This window comes from Rhodococcus sp. 852002-51564_SCH6189132-a (assembly GCF_001665495.1).
Classification (GTDB): Bacteria; Actinomycetota; Actinomycetes; order Mycobacteriales; family Mycobacteriaceae; genus Rhodococcus; species Rhodococcus pyridinivorans.
Genome location: NZ_LZMJ01000066.1, coordinates 132605 through 155819 on the forward strand (window position 1 = coordinate 132605; position 23215 = coordinate 155819).

Below are 23215 nucleotides of genomic sequence, written 5' to 3' on the forward strand. Positions count from 1 at the left end.
CCTCGTCGTGCGGATCCGTCCGCAGCACAGAGAATGGGGGCCATGCCGGACCGAGGATTCACCTCCACACAGCTCGCCGCACGCGCGGCGTACCTGCTGCGTGGGAACGACCTGGGCGCCATGACGAGTGCCGCTCCCAAGCTTTATCCACACATGTGGAGTTGGGATGCGGCGTTCGTCGCCGTGGGGCTCGCGCCGCTCAGTGTCGAACGGGCGGTGGTCGAACTCGACACCCTGCTCTCGGCGCAGTGGAAGAACGGGATGATCCCACACATCGTCTTCGCCAACGGTGTCGACGGCTACTTCCCGGGCCCAGCGCGCTGGGCGGTCTCCGAACTGGCCGCGCACGCACCGGCGCAGGTGCAGACCTCGGGTATCACACAGCCTCCCGTGCACGCCATCGCCGTACAGCGCATCCTCGAGCATTCACGACGGCACGGCCGCTCGACACGTGCTGTCGCCGAGGAGTTCCTGGATCGCCGGTGGGCGGATCTCGTGCGGTGGCACCGCTGGCTCGCGCACGCACGCGATCTCGACGGCAACGGCCGCATCGCGCTGTACCACGGGTGGGAGTCGGGCATGGACAACTCCCCGCGCTGGGATACGGCGTACGCCAACGTTATCGCCGGTCCGGTGCCGCCCTTCCATCGCGAGGATCTCGAGCACGTCGCCGACGCCACCCAGCGACCCACCGACCGTGAATACGCGCGTTATCTGTGGTTGCTCGAGGAGATGAAGACGGCGCGTTACGAGGACAGCGTGCTCGCGAAGGCCATGAGCTTCGCGGTCGAGGACGTCTTCGTCAGCGCGGTGTTCTCGCTGTCGTGCGAGGTGCTTGCAACCATCGGTGAGGAGCATTCCCGTCCCAACGCGGATGTGCGCGAGCTGTATCAGTGGGCCGAGCGGTTCCGGAAGGGCGTGATCACCACGACCGACTCCCGCACGGGCGCGGCGAAGGATTTCGATCTACGCAGCGGGAAGTGGGTCGCCACCGACACTCTCGCGATGTTCGCGCCACTGCTGTGCGGCGGTCTCGACCGGCAGGCCGAGAGGGCGCTGCTGCGCACCTTCGAAGGGCCGAAGTTCTGCGGGCATCCGGATCTTCGCTATGCGGTACCGCCGTCGACGTCCCCCGTCTCGGGCGACTTCCGTCCCCGCGAGTACTGGCGCGGACCGGTGTGGCCCGTGATGACGTGGTTGTTCTCGTGGGCGTTCGCCCGTCGTGGTTGGGCCGAACGGGCCAACGTGCTTCGCGCGGAAGGACTCCGGCAGGTGAGCGACGGCACCTTCGCCGAGTACTACGAACCGTTCACCGGCGACCCGCTCGGCAGCATGCAGCAGTCGTGGACCGCCGCAGCGGTATTGGACTGGCTCGGATGACCCGTGCGTGGTTCCGGGAGCGAGCGCGACCGGAACCACGCACGAGGTGTCAGACCCCGATACGTCCGCCGTCGGACTTCCACGCCGCGACCACGGCGGGACGCGGCTGGGAGTCGCCTCCGTCGGGCCAGTGCGAGGCCGGCGACGCCCACGACGCGTCGTCGGTCTCCCCGGGATGCTGGACGCACACCACGACCCGGCCGTCCTGCACGATCGGCCCGCACGTCTCGGCGCCGATCGGCACGGTGAGGAACTGCTTCGTCTCACCGCGGCGCGGTCCGTCGAGGACGACGCTGAACAATCCGTCGTTGGAGCCGAGTGCGTTGCCGTCGGTCGAGATCCACAGATTGCCGTACGAATCGAAGGCCAGGTTGTCGGGGCACGAGATCGGACTGACCTGCGACTTGTCGAAGCCGCCGAAGTAAGTGTCGGCCTCGTTCGGGTCCCCGCACACGAGCAGCAGCCTCCACGTGAAGGACGTACCCGCGTGGTCGTCGTCGATCTCGAGGACCTGACCGTTCTTGTTGTTCTCGCGCGGATTCGCCTCGTCGGCCGGCGCGGCGCCGTCGACGCCGCGCTTGGTGTTGTTGGTGAGTGCGACGTAGACCTTGCCGGAGACCGGATTCGGTTCGAAGTCCTCGGGGCGATCCATCTTCGTCGCGCCCACCCGGTCGCCGGCGAGGCGGGTGAACACCGCGACCTCTTCGGCGCTCATGCCGTCGACCAGCGACTCGGCGCTGCCGTCCTCGTTCGCGCGCAGCAGCGGGATCCACTCGCCGCTGCCGCGGAACTCGCCGGCCTCGGGAAGTGTTCCGGATCCGTCGATCTCGTCCGGATGGTCATCGCTGAGCTTCGCGACGTAGAGCGTGCCGGCGTCGAGCAGGGTCATGTTGTGCCGCATCGCAGCTCGCGAGTTTCCGGGCTGCATCTTCCGCGACGAGACGAACTTGTACATGTAGTCGAAGCGTTCGTCGTCACCGCTGTACGACACGACGGTGCCGTCGTCGGTGATGTGGACGGTGGCCGCCTCGTGCTTGAACCGTCCCAGTGCGGTGTGCTTGACGGGCACCGAATTCGGATCCCACGGATCGATCTCGACGATCCACCCGAACCGGTTGACCTCGTTGGGTTCCGCGGCGATGTCGAAGCGCCGGTCGAATCGTTCCCACTTCCGTTCGGTGTCGGCGCCCTCGAGTCCGTACCGGGCGAGACGTTCGGCGACGACCGGGTCGGTGACGCTTTCGGCGTTGGCGAAGTACTGGTTGAAGTTCTCCTCGCCCGACAGCACGGTGCCCCACGGGGTGAGCCCGCCGGCGCAGTTGTTGAACGTCCCCGAGACCCGCGTGCCCGTCGGGTCGGCGGTGGTCTTCAGCAGGCCGCTGCCCGCGGCCGGTCCGGTGAGGAGGAACTCGGTGGTTCCGGTGATACGACGGTTGTATTCACCGAATTCCGGTGTCAGGCGGCCGGTCCCGGGCTCGCCCTTCACCTGGACGACCGACATCCCGTGACCGGCGATGCCGATGCGCACCTGTTCCTCGGTGGGGTCGTCCGCATCGTAGTCGGCGAACATGAAGGGTTCGGTGGTGTATTCGTGATTGACGACGAGCAGGTAGGTGTCGGGTCGGCCGTCCACCGGGAGCAGGCCGGCGAAGTCGTTGTTGAACCCGAACTGCTTCTCCTGCGCGGTCGCCGTCTGGTTCCCGATGTCGAAGGCCGGGGCATCGGGCAGCACCGGATCGCCCCAGCGGATGACGACGTCGTTCTCGTACCCCTCCGGAACCGTCACCGCGTCATCGGTGTTCGGCGCGACCGCCGTGAAGTTGGTGCCGTCGGGCACCGGCCCGAGATCTCCCGCCGCCCCGGCGTCACTGCCGGCGGCCGCAGCGGAGTCGTCCGCACAGGCCGTCAGGACACCACCGGCGCCGACGGCGAGCACGGCCATGGCACCGCCTCGCAGGACCCCGCGACGCGAGACGGCGGCGCGCACGATGTCGCCGAAGTATTCACCGCGGGAGGTGTTCGGGACGGCGTGCGAACAGGCATCCCCGCACTTGTACTTGCACGTGATGTTCGAGCGCGACGATATGCCGTCGTGCGTGACGAACAAGGGCAGGACTCTACGGGCCACAACGTTCTCCTCGGAAATCGGTTCGACGCCGGAACCGTAGGAGCGTCAGGCGAGTCGGACGGAACGAGAAGGTGAACACCCGATGAGCATTCGGCGGCCGTGAGACGGCGGTCACAGAACGGGCCGAGGTCAGCCCGGGGCGATGCGGTCGAGATCCACGATCGGCCGGACACCGGGACGGTCGTCATCGAAGAACGCGCCATCCGGCGACTCCTCCTCGTCGTCCTCGACCTCACCGGGCCTGCCGTCGACGAAGGGCACCACCCGGTTCGTGATCGCGGTGTTGTATTCCGCGGGAGCCTGGATCGGATTGGCGTGTCCGGTGCGGTCGAGTTTCGACACCAGCAGCGTGCCGTCGACACCGCCGGACTGGTCGATCAGGATCCGGTGACTGTACTCGACGTCGACGACGTTGTCGTTGACGGCGTTCCGTGGCCGGAGGAACGCTATGGCGGGACGGATCTTGTCGTCGCGTTCGTCGGCGAGTGCCCTCAGGTTGTCGATTGCACCGGAGGCGACGATCGCCCGGAACTGCGATTCGATCAGTCCGTTGCTCGCGGCGTCGGTCGAGAAGATCTTGTCGTGGAGCACCTCGACCGCGACGTCGTGCAACTCTTCGGTGTCGATACGGCGGTACCACCGGTCCGAGGGGAGCACGAAACGGTCCATGCGGGCGACGACCTCGACGAGCATGCGCATGCTGCGGCTCTCCCGTGCGCCGGGCAGCCAGCCGATCCAGCGCAACAGGTCCTCACCGGCGTCGCGCGCGTCGGCCCGCACGGCGTGCAGGTCGAGCGGCGTGCAGTCCAGGATCACGCCGGTCACCTCGAGATCGGTGTCCTGATACAGGTGCTGGGCGACCTCGAGGGCGATGATCCCACCCATGCTGTGCCCGGTGAGCACGATGTTCTCGATCCCGGACCACGCGGCACGCTCGTGGATCAGGCGGCTGACGACGGCGGTGTCGAGACCGCTGTTGTCGTACTCGACCGCCCACACCTGCCCGAGTTCGCTCAGTGCGGGCAGTGCCGTGGCGGTCTCGGTCGCGTCGAGGTTGCCCAGGCCCACCAGGTCGACGACCGCCGTGTCGCGGTCCTCCCGCGTCGCCGCGTCGTGGATCGGATGTAGCTGTGGCTGCGTGAGAGCGAGTCGCTCACGGACCGGCGCGACGTCCCATGCCCAGTACTGGGTGAACAGGGCGACGAGCGGGAGCGCCGCGACGGCGGTGCGCGCGAGGGCTCGTCGAAGCCGGCCGAACCGTACCCAGTGATGACCGGCGCGGGTATCGCGGAGACGTCGCCGCCGCCGACCGTCGTCCCAGTCGTCGGCGGTGCAGGGCGGTAGCCATGGTGCGTTCGACATGCACCACCGATGCTACCGACGTACTGTGCTCGGCTCAGGGTCCGTCGGCACGGGCCGGGATCAGCTCAGCCCCGTCAGCGGGGGTGCGGAGTTGTCGTCTCGCCACGCGATGGCTTCGCGCAGTTCGGTGAGGTCGTAGTCGGGACCACCGACACCCACCGTGAACTGCGTGATCCCGAGCTCCACATAGGACGGGGCCGCGTCGGCGCCGGGCCACGAGGTGGACCGTTCGATGTCCTCGGGTCGACGACCGGCCTCGGCGCAGCGCTGCGCGAGGATCTCGGATTTCTCGGCGTGGGTCTCCATCTCGCCGAAGCTGTGCCAGATGTCCGCGTACTTCGCGACCATCGGAAGCGTCTTCTTCGGGCCGCCGCCACCGATGAGGATGGGAATGTGCCGGGTGGGCTGCGGGTTCAGCTTGCCGAGGCGATTCACGATGCGGGGCATGTACTCGGCGAGCAGGTCGAGGCGGGAGCCCTTGGTGCCGAACTCGTAGCCGTACTCGTCGTAATCTCGTTCGAACCAGCCCGAGCCGATGCCGAGGATGAGACGACCGCCGCTGATGTGGTCGACGGTGCGGGCCATGTCGGCGAGCAGGTCGGGGTTGCGGTAGCCGCCACCGGTGACCAGTGCGCCGATCTCCACGCGCTCGGTCTGCTCCGCCCAGGCGCCGAGCATCGTCCAGCACTCGAAGTGGGCGCCGTCGGGGTTGCCGTAGAGCGGGTAGAAGTGGTCCCAGTTGAACACGATGTCGGCGCCTGCGTCCTCGGCGCGGAGCACGGTGTCGCGGATGACGCCGTAATCGGGTTGCTGCTGGGGCTGTAGTTGGAGTCCGATGCGAATGGGGCGCGTCATGGAGTCCAGGTTAAGAGAGTGTGTCTCATGTGGACGGCTTCTTGAAGCAAGTGAGTGCAGCACCGAGATGGAGGAACCCGACGAAATGTTCCCCGCCGGGCTCGATAGCGATCGGCGGACGAGGGGAACGCGCACGACGATGACCTCCAACTCGGGCGCAGCCGGACGGCGGGCCGGGTCCGGGGCCATGTCGGCAGTTTCCCGCGCGTCCTTCTCCAGAGTCGCTGCGGTCTCGGCCAACTGGTCGAGGGCGGGATTCACGCCGACGAGTGTGAATCGCGTCCGATCACGGTGACGTCGCCACCCCACAGGTCGCCGAGGATTCGGACGAGGAACGCGGTGCTGTGATCCCAGCCGTCGCGCGGGGCGCCGGCGCCGTAAGAGCCGCCGCGGGTGATGAGTAGAGCGACGGGCTTACCGTCGAGGAATCGATCGCTGGCGGCGCCACCGGCAATGACAAGGTCGATCAGAGGTACTGCAGTCGGGACCGGCGGGGGATGTCGCCGAATTTACCGGCGTGAAAGTCCTCGAATGCATTGGTGATTTCCACCTTGGTGTTCATGACGAACGGTCCGCCGAGCACCACGGGTTCGCCGATCGGCGGTCCGCTGAAGGTAAGGATTCGTGCGGGGGTGTCGCCGTCGGTGGTGTCGATGTCGATGGTGGACGAGCCAGCGTGCGTGCACCCGGAGCGCAGCGCCGGCAGATGGACGAGCAGAGGGAACGAAAGCCGCACCTCACACCTTTTGGTACCGAATGCCGTACCGAAGTGGTACCGTTTAATGTACCGGTTCAAGAGCTGGGCCGAGAGACTTCGGGGAAGGAGTACCTATGGCTGCCATCACTGCTACCGAAGCGAGAAAAAACTTCTTTCCGCTGCTCGAACAGGTCAACAAGGACCACACCCCTGTGGAAATCGTATCCAAGCGGGGCAATGCCGTCCTGATGTCGAAGGATGACTACGACGCCATGCTCGAGACCTCGTACCTGATGCAGTCTCCGGCCAACGCCCGACGACTGCTCGCCAGCATGCAGAGAGCTCGCGGAGGTGAATACACCGAAAGGGAACTCATCGAGTGAACATCACCTTCACCGACGAAGCGTGGGACGACTACCAGTTCTGGATCTCGACCGACAGAAAACAGCTCGAGCGTGTCAACGAGCTGGTCAGGGATTGCCAACGAGACCCGTACTCGGGGATCGGCAAACCCGAACGGCTCAGACATGCCCTGTCAGGACTGTGGTCTCGACGTATCGACAAAGAACACCGCCTGGTCTACGAGGTCATCGACGGTGCCCTGGTCATCATCGCCGCCCGCTACCACTACTGACCCGATCCACGGTCCGACGACCGAATCCGGGCAGGATTATCACTTCTGACTGAGCAACCGCAGACACATCCTTGCCGATGGTCGGGGGGGTTGCTTGCAGGTCAGCGACAGTCGACATGCACCGAGACATACACCCGGCCACTGTGCTCGCCGCTCCACTGGTCCGGACCTTCGACGGCCGCGGCGATGTCGAACTGGTCGGGTTCGGACCAGTCCACCGGCTCGGGTGCCGCGATCAATGCGGTGGTGTCGAGCTCGGCGGACGGGAACTGCTGGTCGGTGTTGCCCACCGTCAGTACCGGCGAGCCGCACGCAGCGCGGAGCAGATGGTCGATGGCCGATGTGCGCCACGCGGTCGCCGAGAACCGGATCGTGTCCTGAGCGAGTAAGTCCACTGCCTGCCCGACACCGACGATGTGCGCCGCGGCCATCTCCACCCCGGTGCTTATGCCGCTGTCGAGCAGCCACGCATGGAATATGGGTATGAGCCGCTGGTACTCGTCGACCGCGGTTCGGCGAGAGCGATCTGCGAGCGAGACCATCGTCCCCTGGTTCTTCTGCGCTCGCTTCTTGGCTTTCGCGGCGCGCTTCTGCCCGGCCGAACCTCTGCTCTTGTCGGACATGTGGCAGGACCTTTCATCGACGACCGGTTTCTGTCGCGCCCACCCGATGCATTCCTGCCTCGCACACGCGTGTCCGGCAGGCTTGTCGGCGGGCGATCGGTATCGGACACTGCTCGGTATGTATCGCCGAGCGAAAGGCCGCCGAACTTCGTGGACATGGTGATCGCCCGCAACCCGGACCCGGAATCACGGCTGCCGTTCCTGCTGCGCCTGCCCCTGTCGGACGGACTGGTGTTTCGCACCTCCGACACCTGGCCGCGTACCAAAGCCCTGTTCTGCTATCCCGTTCCGGCCGACGAGTGGCCTGAGGACCCCGAGATCGTCGAGCAGGTTCGGTTGCGTTCGTGTGTGCGTCGCGGCGCCGCGATCGACGTGGTCCTGGACCGGGGACGGGAGAACCGGTCGCAGATCGTGTTCACCCAAGCTCGGGGGCGCGATGCTGTGTTCTGGCAATCCCCGCGCACTCGGAAGCAGGCACGTCCGAATGTGCGCACCCCCACCGCCCGAGCCGCCGGCATCGCCGAACTGACGATCGTCGTCGATTCCCACGAGCGTTACCCCTACAAATTCCCCGGGCAGCAGGTCGACACCGTCCGCCGTGCGCTGGCGTGCGGAGACTACGGTCTGCTCGTCGACGACCGGTTGGTCGCCTCGGTCGAACGCAAGTCGTTGGCCGACCTGGTAGGCAGCCTGACCAGCGGGAGGCTGCGTTTCGCGATGGCCGAGCTCGCTGCCCTGCCCCGCGCCGCAGTGGTGGTCGAAGACCGTTACTCGGCGGTGTTCAAGTTCGAACGGGTCCGGCCGGCGATGATCGCGGACGGTCTCGCCGAGCTGCAGGTCCGCTACCCCGGTGTGCCGATCGTGTTCTGCGAGACTCGTCAGCTCGCCGAGGAGTGGACCTACCGCTATCTCGCCGCCGCGCACGAGTGGACCGGCGTCGAGGACGCGGCGTGTGACCGCATCACACCGCAGCACAAGGACGCTCCCACCGCGGAACCGTCCACCGCCGACGTACGCGCGTGGGCCCGCGGCGAGGGCATGAAGGTCCCCGATCGTGGCCGGCTCCGTCCCCAGGTGTGGGCGGCCTGGCGCAACGCTCACGCCTCGGGGTGAGGCTGAACGCCGCAGCAGCCGATGCCACGTCCTGCCGTTTCGTGCGGAAGGCGCGGCGACTGCCACGCGCGCTCGATAGACCGCGCCCCATCCAGCGGTTCGACGCCACGCCGTGCTGAGCACGGCGATCACGTCATCGTCGAGCATGATTACTGAATCGTCCCTGATTTCATCGAGGGTGAGCCAGGCATCCCGGAAGGATCACCCCAGACTCATCATGGCGAACTACAAATACCCTCAGGAACTGGCGTGAGCGAGCGACCCGACTCGCCGTCGAAGCCCGCCGTGACCCCGACACCCGCACCGGCGCGCCATCAACCGGATCGCCGAGCAGACCGGCGTCCACAAGGAAGCCCTGCGGACCTGGGTGCGCAAAGCCGAAGACGACGAGCTCCCGACCGAGCCGGTCGATGCCGAAGCGCGCATCCGCCGTCCGGAGAAAGAGAACCGCGAACTACGGCAGTTGATGGAGATACTTCGCTCTGCCACAGTGTTTTTCGCGAAGGCGGAGTTCGTCCCCCGCAAGTGGGAGGTGGCCCCACGCCGACTGAAGTAATCGCCTGTGTTCATCGACGAACACCAACACCGCTGGGGGATCGAACCGATCTGTCGCGTTCTGTCGGAGAACACCGGCCGGGAAGACGTCGAAGCGGCCACCGTGCAATGGGTGCATTGGTTCGATACCGAACGGGTCCACGGCATACTCGACTACCGCACCCCGACCGAGATCGAGACCGCCTACTACGCACAACCACCGGCCGCACCTGCGGCCTGAGGACTGAACACACGCTCAGCCTCAACAAGACTCGGGACTTGACGATCCAGTGGAACAACCCGACCCGAGTGGTCGGACGATCAGCCATGCCAGCAGAGCGATCGTTACCGCACAACCATATTCACAGCAACGCGCTCAGCTGATCGGTGCGTTCGGGCTAAGGAAACATCTCGTATCGTCGCCCGAGTTCCCGCAGGAAGGACTCGAGAACGAGGTCGAAGCTCTCGGCATCGATCTCGGCGGCGTACTCGCGAAGCCGATGCGCCTGCGACAGATGCGGATACCGCTCGTTGTAGGTGTCGATGTGATCGTCGAATCCGCCCGCGAACGAGGTGATCGCGGAACCGATGACGATGTACTTGATCGAGGCTCCGATCATCGTCGCGAAGCGGGGCGGCCAGCCGGCGCGGGTGAGGCCGCCGTGGATGGCGTCGGACGCCTGGAGGGAGACGGGCCGCGTGCCGGGACTCGAGGCGAGGAAGGGCACCATATTCGGGTGCGCGGCGAGCGCGTCGCGGTAGGTGCGAGCCCAGCGTCGGAGCGCTTCCTGCCAGTCGTCCTCGGCGAACCCGCTGACATCGACCGATTCACCGATGGCGTCGGCGATGTCGTCGAGCAGTTCTTCCTTGGTGGCGTAGTGGCTGTACAGCGACGGGGCGCGAACACCCAGTTCGGCGGCGATCCGACGCATCGAGACGGCGTCGAGGCCGTGCTCGTCGACGAGTCGTAGCGTGACGTCGCGGATGAGCTCACGGCTGAGCAGAGGCGTGCGCGGGCGCGCCATCCATCGTCCTCCTTCCGGCCCGGCCTGGACGAGCTAACGATGTAAGGTTAGTTTGGAATCGCGAGAAGCGCTACGGCGCCGGCATCCCTGGAAGGTCCCTCCATGAACCTGAAGCTCACCGAGGAGGAGCGTGCGTTCCGCGACGAACTGCGCACCTTCTTCACCACCGAGATCCCCGCCGAAGTGCGTGCGAAGACCGCCTCCGGCACTCCGCTGGGCAAGGACGACTACGTCGCCGTCCAGCGCATCCTGCATTCGCGCGGCCTCGCCGTTCCCAACTGGCCCGTCGAATGGGGCGGTCAGGACTGGACGCCGATGCAGCGCAACATCTGGCTCAGCGAGCTGCAGCTCGCGTCGGTGCCCGACCCGCTGCCGTTCAACGCGTCCATGATCGGGCCGGTCATCGCGCAGTTCGGCTCGCAGGAGATGAAGGAACGCTTCCTCCCCGCCACCGCCAACCTCGACATCTGGTGGTGCCAGGGCTTCTCCGAGCCCGAGGCCGGCTCCGACCTCGCGTCCCTCAAGACCCGCGCCGTCCGCGACGGTGACGACTACATCGTCAACGGTCAGAAGACGTGGACGACGCTCGCGCAGCACGCCGACTGGATCTTCTGCCTCGTCCGCACCGATCCGAACGCGAAGAAGCAGGCCGGCATCTCGATGCTGCTCTTCCCGATGGACACCCCGGGCGTCACCCTCCGTCCGATCAAACTGATCGACGGCAGCTACGAGGTCAACGAGGTGTTCTTCGAAGACGTGCGCGTTCCCGCCGAGAACCTCGTCGGCGAGGAGAACACCGGCTGGACGCAGGCGAAGTTCCTGCTCGGCAACGAGCGCACCGGCATCGCCCGGGTCGGCGCCACCAAGGTCAAGCTCGCGCGGGCGAAGTCCCTCGCGGCCGAGACCCGCTACGGCAGCGGCTCGCTGCTCGACGACCCGATCTTCGCGGCACGCCTGGCCGAACTCGAGAACGAGCTGCTCGCTCTCGAGCTCACCCAGCTACGCGTCGTCGCCGGCTCGGCCGACGGCAAGCCCAACCCGGCATCGTCGCTGCTCAAGATGCGCGGCTCCGAGTTGCAGCAGGCCGCGACCGAACTGCTCGTCGACATCGCCGGCCCCGATTCGCTGCCCGCCGGCGAGGCCGGTATCGACTCGCCCGACTGGGCGCAGCTGACGATGCCGACCTACCTCAACAACCGCAAGGTCACCATCTACGGCGGGTCGAACGAGGTTCAGCGTTCGATCATCGCTTCCTCGATTCTCGGACTGTGAGGCCCCGGACATGAACTTCGAACTCGACACCGAACAGGACATGCTCCGCGCGACCGTCCGCGACCTGCTCTCCGGCGCGTACGACGTCGAGTCGCGCAACCGGGTGGCCGAAGGTGACCTGGGCTGGAACCGCGACGTATGGAAGCAACTCGGCGAACTCGGCGTGCTCGGCCTGCCCTTCGCGGAGGAGCACGGCGGCATGGGAGCCGGACCGGTGGAGGTCATGGCCGTCATGACCGAGATCGGCCGCGCGCTCGCACCCGAGCCCGTGCTCGACTGCGTCTACCTGCCCGGCCGGCTCGTCGCCGAGGTCGGCACCGAAGCGCAGCGCTCCGACATCCTGCCGCGACTGTCCGAGGGCACCGTGCTCCTCGCGTTCGCGCACGACGAGCCGGGCAGCCGCTGGCCGCACACCGAGGTGGCCACCACCGCGGCGCGCGACGGCGACTCCTGGACCGTCTCCGGTCGCAAGAATCCTGTGCTGCACGGTGATTGCGCCGACACCTTCATCGTCTCCGCGAAGCTCCCGGAGGGTGGCGTCGGACTGTTCGTCGTCGACGCATCGGCCGACGGTCTGGTCCGCACGCCGTACCGCACCCACGACGAGCGTCGCGGTGCGCAACTCGTGCTCGACGATGTTGCGGCGACCCCGCTCGGTGAGGCGGCCGACGCGTCCGCCGCCATCACCGCGGCGCAGGTGCACGCGCAGGCGGCACTGTGCGCCGAGGCGGTCGGTGCCCTCGACTCCTCGGTGCAGCTGACCACGAGCTACCTCAAGCAGCGCAAGCAGTTCGGTGTGCCGCTGTCGATGTTCCAGGCGCTCACCCACCGTGCGGCCGACATGTACGTGCTGTACGAGCTGGCGTCGAGCATGAGCCTGTACGCGACCATGGCCCTCGCCGACGGCATCGTCGACCCGACCATCGCCTCGCGCGCCAAGCTGCAGGTCGGCCGGTCCGCTCGGAAGATCGGCCAGGAGTCCGTGCAGATGCACGGCGGCATCGGTGTCACGGCCGAGCACTCCATCGGCCACTACCTGAGCCGCCTGACCGCGATCGAGCACACCCTCGGCACCATGGACGATCACCTGCGGGTGCTCGCCGGCGGTGTGAAGGACTACGAGCTCGTGGAGATCGCCGGAATGTGACCGATCGGGCTCACTCCCGGGGCAGCAGTGTCCCCAGTGGACCGAGATCGATGTTGAGATCCTCGGGGGTGAGCCCGAAATGGTCGCGCAGTTCGCCCATGCGCTGCTCGAGCAGCATCAGTGTCGTGCCGAGCCGTTCGATCTGCTCGTCGCTGAGATCCCCTGCATCCATGCGGTGCAGGGCCTGACGCTCCATCAGCTGCCGGAGCAGTTCGACGAGCGTGAGCACCAGCGTCACCAGACCCCGCTCCACGGATTCGGGATCGGCGTCGATACGCGACGGGAAGTTCACCGGCTCGCTCACGAACCCTCCCGGGCCCCACGGGGAACGGGGACGTCGACCCCGGGCAGCGACAGGGTACTGATCGACGAGATCAACGCGCGTAACGAGATCCGCACCAGATCGATATTCGCGATCGACAGTGTGATGTCGCCGGTGATGACCACGCCGCCCGACAGCACCCGATCCAGCAGATCGATCAGAGCGATCCGCCGTTCCTCGTCCACCGATCCGTCGGCGTATCTCACGGCGAGATCCGTTCTGCTCCAGCGAACGAGTAGGGCGGCCACGGGCCGCTCGTCTCGAGCCTGATCCCCGGATTCAGGGACCCGAGTTCCTCCACCTCGGAATAGAATTCGTCCGCCCTGTCGTCGTCGACGAGATATGTCCCGTTGAGCAGCATCCACTCCTGGCTGCCGCTCAGTGCCGGATCGGTCGGCGCGCTCCGACGACCCGCGGCCGACACACGCAGCAACCGATCGTGGATATCGGCGGCGCGTTCGGCCGCATCGCGTTCGATGCTCTCCTGCGCCGCCAGTTGCGCGCGGCGACGCAGCAGATAGGCCGTGCCCCTGCCGGAACCCGCACCCTCCGCATGCGCTTCCGCGGCGGCCGCGGTCAGCGCCTTGCGATCGGCGAACGCCTTGACCCCCCATTCGGTACGACCGGTCACGAGGGCGAGCGCAGACGCGAACTGCTCCCGGTGCTCGGTGAGCAGGGCCCGGACCCGTTCGTCGTCGAGGCAGACGGTCGCGAGTCGAAGGGGTACCACGGAGACGTGCCGTGCCGATCCGGCGACGACCGAATCATGGGCGCGGGCCACTCTTTCCAGCCAGTCCAGGTCCTCGAGATTGCGAGCCAGTGCGGCCTCGCCGAAATCGTCCAGGGGCACCGTTCCGACGACGGCGGTCAGTCCGCCCTCCTGCACCATGCGGACCTGCTCGCCGGCGACGCCGGAGGCGCCCTCGGTCTCGGGGCCGACGAGCGTCCCGTCGGTCACGGCGTACATCCAGGTCCCGGTCGTGTCAGTCACGGTTCTCCTCGTCCACGATCTCCGCCGGTTCCGGCTCCAGTTCCTCCGCTCGGGCCTCGAGTGCGGCCAACCGTTCGCGAAGCTGCCGGTTCTCCAATTCGAGTTCGTCCTGCCGCTCGAGTTCGACGAGGACGGCGATGTGCACGGCATCCTGCTCGTGCGTGGGTTGCCGCTCGTTGACCATCGGGTCGAGCGACGACAGGGCCTCGACCGTGCGGCGCGTGTCCTCGTTCCGTTTGGCCTCGATCGCCGCGTTGATGATTTCCCCGAGCGCCATTCGCGCCTCGCGGGTCGCGTCCTCGGACTGCCCACGGATCTGCTCACGCAACTGCGCCGCCTCGGAGTTCTCCTCGAGGATCTCCTGCAGGATCGTCTTCTCGACGTAGCGCCCCTTCACGACGTACTGTGCGAGACCTTCGAGTTGGTCGAGGGCCGAGGCGAGTTCGTCCTCGTTCCCCTCGAGCAGTTCCGCGGCCACCGCATCCCGATCGGTGAGGACCGCCCCGAATCTCAACGGGAGCACGGGGGCGACCGTCACGGTCCCGTCGAGCAACTCGGCGTGCGCCTCGAGATCGTCCGGTGTGCCGAGGGCGCGATCGGTGGGGATCTCGCTCACCAGTGCGGCGACGCGACCGGATCTGACCACCGACACCTCGGCCGGCGGATTACCCACCCCTTCCGCATGATCCTCCGGCTCCACATCCGACGGGACGATCCCGTAGACGTAGACCGCAGTGGTCGTGGCGGTTTCGTCGTTGTCGCCCTGCTCGGGCCGTTCGGTCTGTCCGGTCGACATCAGTCCTCACCCCTGCGAGATCGTCGAGCGGGCTCGCGCTGCTCCTGGACGTCCCCGAGGAACTCGCTGACCTTCTCCCCCGCAGCCTCGAGTGCTCCCTTCGTCTTGTGTTTGGAACCGCCCGAAGTGATGTCGCCGACGAGATCCGGAAGGCCCTTCGGCTCGTTGTCGGAGATCTCGAGCCGGTTCACCGCTTCCGCGAAACGCAGGTAGGTGTCGACACTGGCCACGACGACGCGGGCGTCGATGGTGAGCAGTTCGATACCGACGAGCGAGACACGCACGAACGCGTCGATGACGAGGCCCTTGTCGAGGATCGTGTCGATGACGTCGGCGAGGCCGGACGAATTGGGACGGGCCATACCGCCCCCGCCGCCTCCACCGCCGCCGCCCCCTGCAGGTTGGATGGTCATGACCGGGATCCTCTCGAGCGGGCCGAGCGCGTACCGGTGGCCTTCGTCGCGCGGGTCCGCTTCGCGGGCGCGCGTTTCCGAGGCGGTTCGGGCTCGTCCTCTTCGTCGTCGGGTTCTTCGCCGGAGGTCTCGTCCTCCTCGGTCTCGTCCTCCTCTTCGGGATACTCGTCCTCGAGATCCTCCTCGTCCTCGGGCGACTCCTCGTCGCTTGCGTCTTCGGGCGACTCCTCCTCGTACTCGTCCTCGGACGGTTCACCCTCCTCGAAATCCTCGTCCTCGTCGCGGATCTCGTCCTCGTCGCCGGAGGTGTCGGTCACCCCCTCCTCGCCGTTCTCGCGGGCGTCCTCCTGTTCGCGCTCCTCTTCCTCCTGACGCGCGGTCTCGTCGTCCTTGACGACCTCGCTCTCGCGGATCTCGCCATGCCAGCCGACGATGTCATCGGGATGCAGGATGGCCTCGGTCATGGCGTAGCGCCGGAAGTGCTTCAGCTCCAGGCGTGACCGGCGACCGACCGCCCGCCACAGATTCGCGGTGCGCTCGAACAGACCCCGGGGGTGGTACTCAAGGACCATGAGGATCCGGGTGAGATCGGGTGTGAGTTCGTGGAAGGTCACCGCACCGTCGATGTAGCCCTTGCCGCCCTTGGAACGCCACACGATCCGTTCGAACGGCACCTGTTCGAGGATCGTGGACTCCCAGTTCCGGCGCGACCAGAACACCTTGCCGGTCCAGTGGAGCTTCTCGTCCTCGACCTGTTCGACCTTCTTCATGAACTTCGGCCAGTCGGCAAACTGGGTCCACAGGTCGTAGGCGAGGTCGATCGGCACGCCCACGTCGATGCTCTCGACGATGTTGGTGAGCTTGAGCTTCTTACCGCCCCCACCCTTGCCTCCACCACCACCGGTGACGGACTCCTTGACGTCCTGGAACTTGTCCTTCGCGGTGTTCTTCAGGTTCTCGAATCCCGAACTTGCCGCCGCCTTCAACGGCGACTCGCCCTGAGCGAGCTTGTCGACACCGGTGAGCGCACTGGTCAGGTTCCCGCCCTTGCCCTCGGAGTAATCCTGTAATCGTCCCGCCGTGCCGGTGACCCTGTCGGACAGGCTCGACAACGCGTTCTGGGCGACCGTCCCCGCGAGGCCCTGCAACGACTGCTGCAGTCCACCGGTCAGTCCGCCCGTGGCCTTCCCCGCCGTGTCCGTGGCGGTGCGACCGGCCTCACCGGCGGTATCGGTAGCGGTCTTCCCGGCCTTGCCCACCGCGTCGGTGACTCCGCCCGCGACGCCCTTCGACCTGGCCATCGTCCTCACCGTCCCGTTCGGCGGACCGGGGCGCGGCCGGACGACGAGCCACTGCTGCGCGCCGCGCGCTTACGCGGCTTGGCCGGTGCCTCGTCCGAATCGTCCGAGTCCTCGCTGTCGGATGCCTTCTTGCTGCGGGATGTTCGCGGACGGGAGGACGCGCGGGTGGTGCGGCGTCGGGGTGCGGGGCGCTCGGGTTCGGTGTCCGACTCCTCCTCGGCGCCCTCGTCGTCGCCCGTCTCGTCCTGCACGGCGTCGCTCTCGTCGGCCTCGTACTCCGGTTCCTCGTCGCGCTCGTCGTACTCGTCCTCGTACTCGTCCTCGTACTCGGCGTCCTCGGGTTCGTCCTCCGATCGCTCGCCGCCACCGCTCGCGCGGGACTGCAGACGTTCGTTGAGGGCGTCGATCCGGTTGCTGGCCGCGGTCACGGCAGCGGCACGAGCCGCATGCATGAGTTCTCCGCGTACGGATTCGGTGATCTTGTTGATCTCGGGAGACGAGCCGAGCATCGAGGCGCTGCGCTGCAGGAGTTCCTGCGGATTGCTGGGCAGTTTGCCGGTCATTCCGGCACCGGCGAGCATCATGGCCACCCGCATCTTCTTGGTACGGCCGAGGAAGTATCCGATGCCCACACCGAGGGCGACTCGTGCTCCGGGTTTCATCACCGTTCTCCTTCGTATGCCGCGCGTCGTGTGGCGTGCTCGGAAGGGGCCGGGGAGGTCTCGGTACGGTACGCAGCCGATGCGCGTCTTTGTGTGATGCAAACCGCAGTACGTCACTCGAGGCCTTGATTCGCGTGCTTCGTAGGCATGCGGATTCCGGAGTGAACGACGGGCTCGAAAAGTACCAATCAGTATGTCGTGCAGCAGGATACGATGCTTGCTACAGATCTCGACCGGCCGTCCGCGGGCATGCCAAAGAAAGGTTCTCGAGCCGGTAAGGATTCCGGAAACCGGAGGCTATCGCCGCGGATGCACCGGGGTGGCGATCCCTGTCGCCTGCAAAGCGAATGCTGTTTCCGGACCGATGATTTCGCCGACGAGTGCGAGGAAGCGGTCGACGAAGGCCGGCCCGTGGGCCCCCTCGGTGGCGTCGTCGGGATCCTGCGGATCGAGATGGTGCGCGAGTTCGTGCAACACCACCATCTCGCGGAACGCCCACGCGGTGTTCACCCGGTGCTCGGGAAGAGCGATCGTCGCGCAGTCGCGTTCGTAGTGTGCGGCCGCGTTGCCCGCACGGGCCCGCACGCGCACCGGCACGGCGGCGCGCTCCCACCGGGTGCGTACCCAGTCGAGGGCGAGCACGGCGTCGATGTAGTCCTGGACCGAGGCGATGGAGGCGAACCGTCTCTCCACCGGGAGCGTGACGTGGGAACCGGCGACCTCGGCGGTCCGCAGACCGCGCTCGTCGGCGCGGTCGAGCATCTTCCGTACGATGGACTCCGCTTCGTACACAGCGGTTCTGCGGGTGTCGCGCACCTTGGTCACCGTTCCAGCCTCCTCGGAGCCGACGGCAGTTCGGGTGCCGTTCCCAGCCGGGCCGCGCGTCCGGCGCGGTCGCCCGCGCGCCGGGCATCGGCCGAGCGCGCCGACGGGGCCCGGTTTCCCCGCCAACTGCCCCGTGCCTGCGACGTACTGCGGTAGAAGTCCTGCAGTTCCAGACTCTTCCCACGCAACACCAACGCCGTACCGGGCGAAGATGTTTCCACCTCGCGTTCGATCTCCTGCTTCGCCTCGGCCAGCCGGGCGCCGATGCGGGCGGCAAACGCCGACTGGAAGTTCAGCCGGGCCGTCACCGCGGCAACGGGCTTGCGCACGCGTGTGCGCACACGGCGGCCACCGCGTTCCTCGACGACGGTGCGCACCGTGGTCTCCTTCCGGTAGGTGCCCTCGCGCAGATATGCGTCGGACGCCCGCACCATCTGCACGAGCAGGGAGGAGTACAGCGCCTCGCACACGTCGATGTCGTCGGCGAAGCCGTAGGCGTAGATGACGGTGGAGTTCGCGGTGATGTCGCACTGCACGTCGTTGGCCCCGGCGATCGCGATGAACAACTGGGCGTAGGTGCGCAGTCCCTTCTTGCCCGTCTCGCCGATGGTGATCAGTCGCTGCACGGGAGTCGCGCGGCGTTCCTTCGCCGCCGTGTGACTGCGCGCGACCGCCAGATCGATCGAGGAGGACGTCGCGAGCCGCTGCGCCGCGGCGAGGAAGGCGTCGGCCTCGTGAGGGTTGTCGGTGGACTCCGCCTGGCGGAGCAACCCGCCGATACGACTCAACATCTTGTCCGAACTCACCCAGCGAGCGTAGAGCTTGGCACCGACTCCGCCCACGAGACCGGGAACACGCACGAAGTTCCTGCGAAACCACCCGCGACCCACCAAGATCGTGCAGGTGGACACTGCGGTCGATTTCGTCACCGATATCAACGACACGTTCTGGTATGCGGTGATCGCACTGCTCATCGGTTCGGGTCTGTACTACACGTTCCGGTCCCGGTTCATCCAGATCCGGCTCCTGCCCGACATGCTGCGCTCCGTCGTGGAGAAACCCGAGAAACTACCCAACGGGGAACCGGGCCTGTCCGCATTCCGGGCCTTCTCCGTCTCGGCCGCCTCCCGCGTGGGAACGGGCAACGTCGCCGGTGTCGCGATCGCGATCAGCCTCGGTGGTCCCGGAGCGGTGTTCTGGATGTGGGCCATGGCCCTGATCGGTGCGGCGACCGCCTTCCTCGAGTCCACTCTCGCCCAGCTGTACAAGGTGCGCGACGAGGACGGCACCTTCCGCGGCGGCCCCGCCTACTACATGCAGTACGGGCTGCGGAAACGCTGGATGGGCATGATCTTCGCGGTCATCATCACCATCACCTACGGTTTCGTGTTCAACGCGGTGCAGACCAACTCGGTCGTCGATGCGGTGTCGGGTTCCATCGGGGAGAAGACCACGGCCCTCCAGGTGATCGTGGGCCTGGTCGTCGCCCTCCTCGTCGGCGTGGTGATCTTCGGTGGGATCCGCCGCATCTCCGGCGTCTCCCAGGTCGTCGTGCCGGTCCTGGCGTTCGTCTACCTGGTCATCGGCATCATCGTCGTGATCCTCAACATCGGTGAGGTCCCGACCGTCTTCCGGCTCATCGTCGAGAACGCCTTCGGTCTCGAGGAGATCGTCGGTGGTGGTTTCGGCGCCGCCTTCATGAACGGCATCCGACGAGGGCTCTTCTCGAACGAGGCCGGTATGGGCTCCGCCCCCAACGCCGGTGCCGCCGCCGCCGTCTCCCACCCGGTCAAGCAGGGCCTGGTCCAGAGCCTCGGCGTCTACTTCGACACCCTGCTGGTCTGTTCGATCACGGCCTTCATCATCCTGCTGTCGGAGCCCGAGTTCGGCGGCGGTCTCGAGGGCGCCGCCCTGACGCAGAATGCGCTCGCGCTGCAGCTCGGCGACTGGACGGTGCACTTCCTCGCCGTGCTGATCTTCTTCCTCGCGTTCACCTCGATGATCGGCAATTACTACTACAGCGAATCCAACATGGAGTTCCTCACCGGATCGCGCCGCATCCTGCCCTACCTCCGGTCGGCGGTCGTGCTGTGCGTCTTCCTCGGGGCCATCGGATCGCTGCCGCTGGTGTGGGCCCTGGCCGACCTCGCCATGGGAGTCATGGCCATCGTCAACCTCATCGCCCTGATCCCGCTGTCGGGTATCGCCTACGCCCTGTTCCACCACTACAGCGCGCAGCGCAAGCAGGGCCGTGATCCGGTCTTCCACGCCGGTGACGTCCCGGGCGTCCGGGGGATCCAGGTCTGGAACGACGACGACATCACGCCGGTCGAGAACCGATCGAGCGACGCACGGTAGATTCCCCTACCGCACGAGCGTGTTCCGCTTCGGAAAGGATCTGCGAGATGGCGTCGGTGACCTTCGACAAGGCCACGTGCCTGTTCCCCGGCTCGACTACGCCCGCGGTCGACGCGCTCGACCTCGAGATCGAGGACGGCGAATTCCTCGTCCTGGTCGGGCCGTCGGGCTGCGGCAAGTCGACCTCGCTGCGCATGCTCGCCGGCCTCGAGGAGGTGCACAGCGGGCGCATCCTCATCGGTGACCAGGACGTCACCGGGCAGGATCCGAAGGAACGCGACATCGCGATGGTGTTCCAGAACTACGCCCTCTACCCGCACATGTCGGTCGCGGAGAACATGGGCTTCGCGCTGAAGCTGGCCAAGACACCGAAGAACGAGATCCGTGAGCGGGTCGTCGAGGTCGCGAAGATGCTCGACCTCGAGCAGTTCCTCGACCGCAAGCCCAAGGCACTGTCCGGCGGCCAGCGTCAGCGCGTCGCGATGGGCCGCGCCATCGTCCGCCAGCCGCAGGTCTTCCTCATGGACGAGCCGCTGTCGAACCTCGACGCCAAACTCCGCGTGCAGACCCGCACGCAGATCGCACAGCTGCAGCGCCGCCTCGGCACCACCACCGTCTACGTCACCCACGACCAGGTCGAGGCCATGACGATGGGCGACCGCGTCGCTGTGCTCGAGAAGGGCATCCTGCAGCAGTGCGCGTCGCCGCGCGTGCTCTACAACAAGCCCGCGAACGTCTTCGTCGCCGGTTTCATGGGCTCGCCCGCGATGAACCTGTTCCGCCTCCCGGTCTTCGACCGCGGCGCGATGATCGGCGACACCCACGTACCGGTGCCGCGCGACGTGGTCGGCCAGGTCACCGAGAAGGAGGTCGTGCTCGGGATCCGGCCCGAACACCTCGAGATCTCGAACGAGGGTCTGGCCATGGATGTCGACGTGGTCGAGGAGCTCGGCTCGGAGGCCTACGTCTACGGCCGGGCGGACGTCGGCGGGATCGGCCAGCAGATCGTCGCCCGCAGCGACTGGCGCAACCCTCCGCAGAAGGGCGACCGGCTGTACCTGCGCTTCGACCCCGAGCACGTGCACGTCTTCGGAACGTCCGACGGGAAGCGGATCGGCTGATCACCGCTCCGGGATCGGTCTGCGGAGTCGACACTCGACCGATTCAGGATGGGCGGAATGCCGACTTTTACCGGTGCTGCGTGCCACAGTAGTGGCCGGTGTCGGTGCAGCTGGGTCACCGACGTGTGTTCTACGACCTCGAAATGGGGAGTTGTTGATGGTTCTGAATACGAAGGCGATGCGGAGGGCTGCGATCGCCGCTACGGCCGCGACCGCGCTCGTTCTCGCGGGCTGCTCGTCGGACAACGGTGGCGACGACACCTCGACCGGCGGCGAGGATACCGCTGCTTCCGGTGAGGGCCGCGGCCCGATCACGATCGTCGAGGGGCAGGATCCCCTGAACGCGGCGCTCGAGAGCATCATCGCCGACTGGAACGCCGAGCATCCCGACGAGCAGGTGACGTTCAAGCCGCTGGCCAAGGAGGCCAACGACCAGTACGACGACATCGCCCAGCGGATGCAGGCCCGCAGCGACGAATACGACCTCATCGCCGTGGACGTCACCAACACGGCGGAGTTCGCCGCGAACGGCTGGCTGCTCCCCCTCGAGGACGACCTGGCGATCGACACCGAGGGCCTGCTGCCCGCGACCGTCGAGTCGGGTACCTACAACGGCACCCTGTACGCCGCCCCGAAGAACACCAACGGCGCGTTCCTCTACTACCGCACCGACCTCGTCGACGAGGCCCCCGCGACCTGGGACGACCTGAAGGCCGAGTGCCCGAAGGCCGAGGAGGCGGGTATCGCCTGCTACATCGGTCAGTTCAAGAACTACGAGGGCCTGACGGTCAACGTCACCGAGATCGTCAACGCTTTCGGTGGCTCCTTCGTCGCCGAGGACGGCCTGACCCCGGCCGTCGACGACAAGACGGCCGAGGGCCTGCAGTTCATCGTCGACAACTTCGAGGACGGCATCATCCCGGCCGCCGCGCAGACCTACACCGAGGGCGAGTCGCAGACCGCCTTCGGCAACGGCGAGGCACTGTTCCTGCGCACGTGGCCCGGCTTCTACACCGACGGTGAGACCTCATCGGTCGCCGGCAACTACGGCATCGCCGTCCTGCCCGGCGTCGACGGCCCCGGCGTCTCGACGCTCGGCGGTTACAACGTCGGCATCAGCGCGTTCTCGGATGCTCCCGCCACCGCGCGCGACTTCCTCGAGTTCATGCAGACCCGCCAGGCGCAGATGTACTACGCGGAAGCGGGCGGCGCCCCGGTTCTCGCCGAGGTCTACGACGACGCCTCGATCCTCGAGCAGTACCCCTACTTCTCGACGCTGAAGGAGGCCCTCGAGGCCGCCAAGCCGCGTCCGGCGTCGCCGTACTACTCGGCCGTGTCGAAGGCGATCGCCGACAACGCCTACGCTGCGATCCGTGGCGAGAAGACCGTCCAGCAGGCGCTGGACGACACCCGGGCCGGCATCGAGACCGCCGGCAACTGATGCTCTAGGAGCAGTACATGGCTGACCCGCAGGTCGACACTCCCGCGGATCCGCCACACGCCCCCGCGGGGGGGGGCCCCCCCCCCGCCCCCCCCCCCCCCGGGGGGGGGGGGGGGGGGGGGGGGCCGGGGCGGCCCGAAAGAAAACGGGGGGGGGGGGGGGGGGGGGGGGGGCCGGAGACGCGAGAAGGACGGCGGGGGCGGCGGTGCAGGTGG

At 67.0% G+C, this 23215-nt stretch carries 25 protein-coding genes; 10 read left to right on the top strand and 15 right to left on the bottom strand.

Translation table 11 applies throughout. The features are described 5' to 3' along the window. The first annotated feature begins 42 nt into the window (after positions 1-42). A complete protein-coding gene (ggh, locus tag A5767_RS16185; RefSeq protein ID WP_064852694.1) occupies positions 43-1380 on the top strand; it encodes a glucosylglycerate hydrolase in 1338 nt (445 codons plus the stop codon). Between the two features lie 49 nt (positions 1381-1429). Here the strand turns inward: ggh and A5767_RS16190 are convergent, their stop codons facing one another. The 4 genes from A5767_RS16190 to A5767_RS23935 form a co-directional block, all read right to left on the bottom strand. After that, complete coding sequence (locus A5767_RS16190; RefSeq protein ID WP_064852695.1) at positions 1430-3508, bottom strand: PhoX family protein; 2079 nt, start codon at positions 3506-3508, stop codon at positions 1430-1432. 129 nt (positions 3509-3637) lie between these two features. Beyond that, positions 3638-4870: an alpha/beta fold hydrolase gene (locus A5767_RS16195; protein ID WP_064852696.1), complete on the bottom strand. Its 1233-nt coding sequence runs from the start codon at positions 4868-4870 to the stop codon at positions 3638-3640. 60 nt (positions 4871-4930) lie between these two features. Then, a complete protein-coding gene (locus tag A5767_RS16200) occupies positions 4931-5725 on the bottom strand; it encodes an LLM class F420-dependent oxidoreductase (RefSeq protein WP_006550857.1) in 795 nt (264 codons plus the stop codon). 466 nt (positions 5726-6191) lie between these two features. Next, positions 6192-6461 carry a pirin-like C-terminal cupin domain-containing protein gene (locus tag A5767_RS23935; RefSeq protein WP_019290514.1) on the bottom strand — a complete coding sequence of 90 codons (270 nt, stop codon included), beginning with the start codon at positions 6459-6461 and terminating at the stop codon, positions 6192-6194. A gap of 95 nt (positions 6462-6556) precedes the next feature. Here A5767_RS23935 and A5767_RS16210 point away from each other — a divergent pair, with 95 nt between their 5' ends. Then, positions 6557-6805: a type II toxin-antitoxin system Phd/YefM family antitoxin gene (locus A5767_RS16210; RefSeq protein ID WP_006550855.1), complete on the top strand. Its 249-nt coding sequence runs from the start codon at positions 6557-6559 to the stop codon at positions 6803-6805. Then, on the top strand, positions 6802-7056 hold the full coding sequence (locus tag A5767_RS16215) for a Txe/YoeB family addiction module toxin (RefSeq protein WP_006550854.1): 255 nt from the start codon (positions 6802-6804) through the stop codon (positions 7054-7056). The genes A5767_RS16210 and A5767_RS16215 overlap by 4 nt, the downstream gene beginning before the upstream one ends. Positions 7057-7157: 101 nt before the next feature. Here A5767_RS16215 and A5767_RS23395 read toward each other — a convergent pair whose 3' ends face one another. Further along, positions 7158-7679, bottom strand: a complete 522-nt coding sequence (locus A5767_RS23395; protein WP_197483258.1) for a hypothetical protein — start codon at positions 7677-7679, stop codon at positions 7158-7160. 156 nt (positions 7680-7835) lie between these two features. On the opposite strand from A5767_RS23395, the gene A5767_RS16225 reads away from it, so the two are divergent. Then, positions 7836-8792: an ERCC4 domain-containing protein gene (locus A5767_RS16225; RefSeq protein WP_019290518.1), complete on the top strand. Its 957-nt coding sequence runs from the start codon at positions 7836-7838 to the stop codon at positions 8790-8792. 313 nt (positions 8793-9105) lie between these two features. Further along, positions 9106-9348: a transposase gene (locus tag A5767_RS24185; RefSeq protein WP_082331778.1), complete on the top strand. Its 243-nt coding sequence runs from the start codon at positions 9106-9108 to the stop codon at positions 9346-9348. A gap of 376 nt (positions 9349-9724) precedes the next feature. On the opposite strand, the gene A5767_RS16240 is transcribed toward A5767_RS24185, so the two are convergent. Next, positions 9725-10351 carry a TetR/AcrR family transcriptional regulator gene (locus A5767_RS16240; RefSeq protein WP_006550849.1) on the bottom strand — a complete coding sequence of 209 codons (627 nt, stop codon included), beginning with the start codon at positions 10349-10351 and terminating at the stop codon, positions 9725-9727. Between the two features lie 102 nt (positions 10352-10453). Here A5767_RS16240 and A5767_RS16245 point away from each other — a divergent pair, with 102 nt between their 5' ends. After that, a complete protein-coding gene (locus tag A5767_RS16245; RefSeq protein ID WP_064256074.1) occupies positions 10454-11623 on the top strand; it encodes an acyl-CoA dehydrogenase family protein in 1170 nt (389 codons plus the stop codon). 10 nt (positions 11624-11633) lie between these two features. Further along, complete coding sequence (locus A5767_RS16250; RefSeq protein ID WP_064852697.1) at positions 11634-12770, top strand: acyl-CoA dehydrogenase family protein; 1137 nt, start codon at positions 11634-11636, stop codon at positions 12768-12770. A 10-nt stretch (positions 12771-12780) separates the two neighbouring features. On the opposite strand, the gene A5767_RS16255 is transcribed toward A5767_RS16250, so the two are convergent. The 9 genes from A5767_RS16255 to A5767_RS16295 all read right to left on the bottom strand — a co-directional run bounded on the left by A5767_RS16255 (position 12781) and on the right by A5767_RS16295 (position 18886). Further along, positions 12781-13074 (bottom strand): gas vesicle protein K, encoded by a 294-nt coding sequence (locus tag A5767_RS16255; protein ID WP_016693994.1) that lies wholly within the window; start codon positions 13072-13074, stop codon positions 12781-12783. Then, entirely contained in the window at positions 13071-13298 is a 228-nt protein-coding gene (locus A5767_RS16260) for a gas vesicle protein (RefSeq protein ID WP_033098480.1), read from the bottom strand. The genes A5767_RS16255 and A5767_RS16260 overlap by 4 nt, the downstream gene beginning before the upstream one ends. Beyond that, entirely contained in the window at positions 13295-14083 is a 789-nt protein-coding gene (locus A5767_RS16265) for a GvpL/GvpF family gas vesicle protein (protein ID WP_064852698.1), read from the bottom strand. Before A5767_RS16265 ends, A5767_RS16260 begins: the two co-directional genes overlap by 4 nt. After that, the gene (locus A5767_RS16270; RefSeq protein ID WP_082937720.1) at positions 14076-14879 is read right to left on the bottom strand and encodes a GvpL/GvpF family gas vesicle protein; all 804 of its coding nucleotides are present in this window, start codon (positions 14877-14879) and stop codon (positions 14076-14078) included. Before A5767_RS16270 ends, A5767_RS16265 begins: the two co-directional genes overlap by 8 nt. Then, positions 14879-15292, bottom strand: a complete 414-nt coding sequence (gene gvpJ / locus A5767_RS16275; protein WP_059381897.1) for a gas vesicle protein GvpJ — start codon at positions 15290-15292, stop codon at positions 14879-14881. The genes A5767_RS16270 and gvpJ overlap by 1 nt, the downstream gene beginning before the upstream one ends. Continuing rightward, entirely contained in the window at positions 15289-16593 is a 1305-nt protein-coding gene (locus A5767_RS16280) for an SRPBCC family protein (RefSeq protein WP_064852699.1), read from the bottom strand. The genes gvpJ and A5767_RS16280 overlap by 4 nt, the downstream gene beginning before the upstream one ends. A 5-nt stretch (positions 16594-16598) precedes the next feature. Next, positions 16599-17255: a hypothetical protein gene (locus A5767_RS16285; RefSeq protein WP_064852700.1), complete on the bottom strand. Its 657-nt coding sequence runs from the start codon at positions 17253-17255 to the stop codon at positions 16599-16601. A gap of 297 nt (positions 17256-17552) precedes the next feature. Continuing rightward, entirely contained in the window at positions 17553-18080 is a 528-nt protein-coding gene (locus A5767_RS16290) for a TIGR04338 family metallohydrolase (protein WP_064852701.1), read from the bottom strand. After that, complete coding sequence (locus tag A5767_RS16295; protein ID WP_039957911.1) at positions 18077-18886, bottom strand: DUF2786 domain-containing protein; 810 nt, start codon at positions 18884-18886, stop codon at positions 18077-18079. The genes A5767_RS16290 and A5767_RS16295 overlap by 4 nt, the downstream gene beginning before the upstream one ends. A gap of 97 nt (positions 18887-18983) precedes the next feature. Between A5767_RS16295 and A5767_RS16300 the strand changes: the two genes are divergently transcribed. The 3 genes from A5767_RS16300 to A5767_RS16310 all read left to right on the top strand — a co-directional run bounded on the left by A5767_RS16300 (position 18984) and on the right by A5767_RS16310 (position 23000). Continuing rightward, entirely contained in the window at positions 18984-20438 is a 1455-nt protein-coding gene (locus tag A5767_RS16300) for an alanine/glycine:cation symporter family protein (protein ID WP_064852711.1), read from the top strand. Positions 20439-20485: 47 nt separating this feature from the next. After that, positions 20486-21559, top strand: coding sequence for an ABC transporter ATP-binding protein (locus A5767_RS16305; RefSeq protein ID WP_064852702.1), 1074 nt, complete (start codon positions 20486-20488; stop codon positions 21557-21559). 157 nt (positions 21560-21716) lie between these two features. Beyond that, complete coding sequence (locus tag A5767_RS16310; RefSeq protein WP_006550832.1) at positions 21717-23000, top strand: ABC transporter substrate-binding protein; 1284 nt, start codon at positions 21717-21719, stop codon at positions 22998-23000. Positions 23001-23215 lie beyond the last annotated feature (215 nt).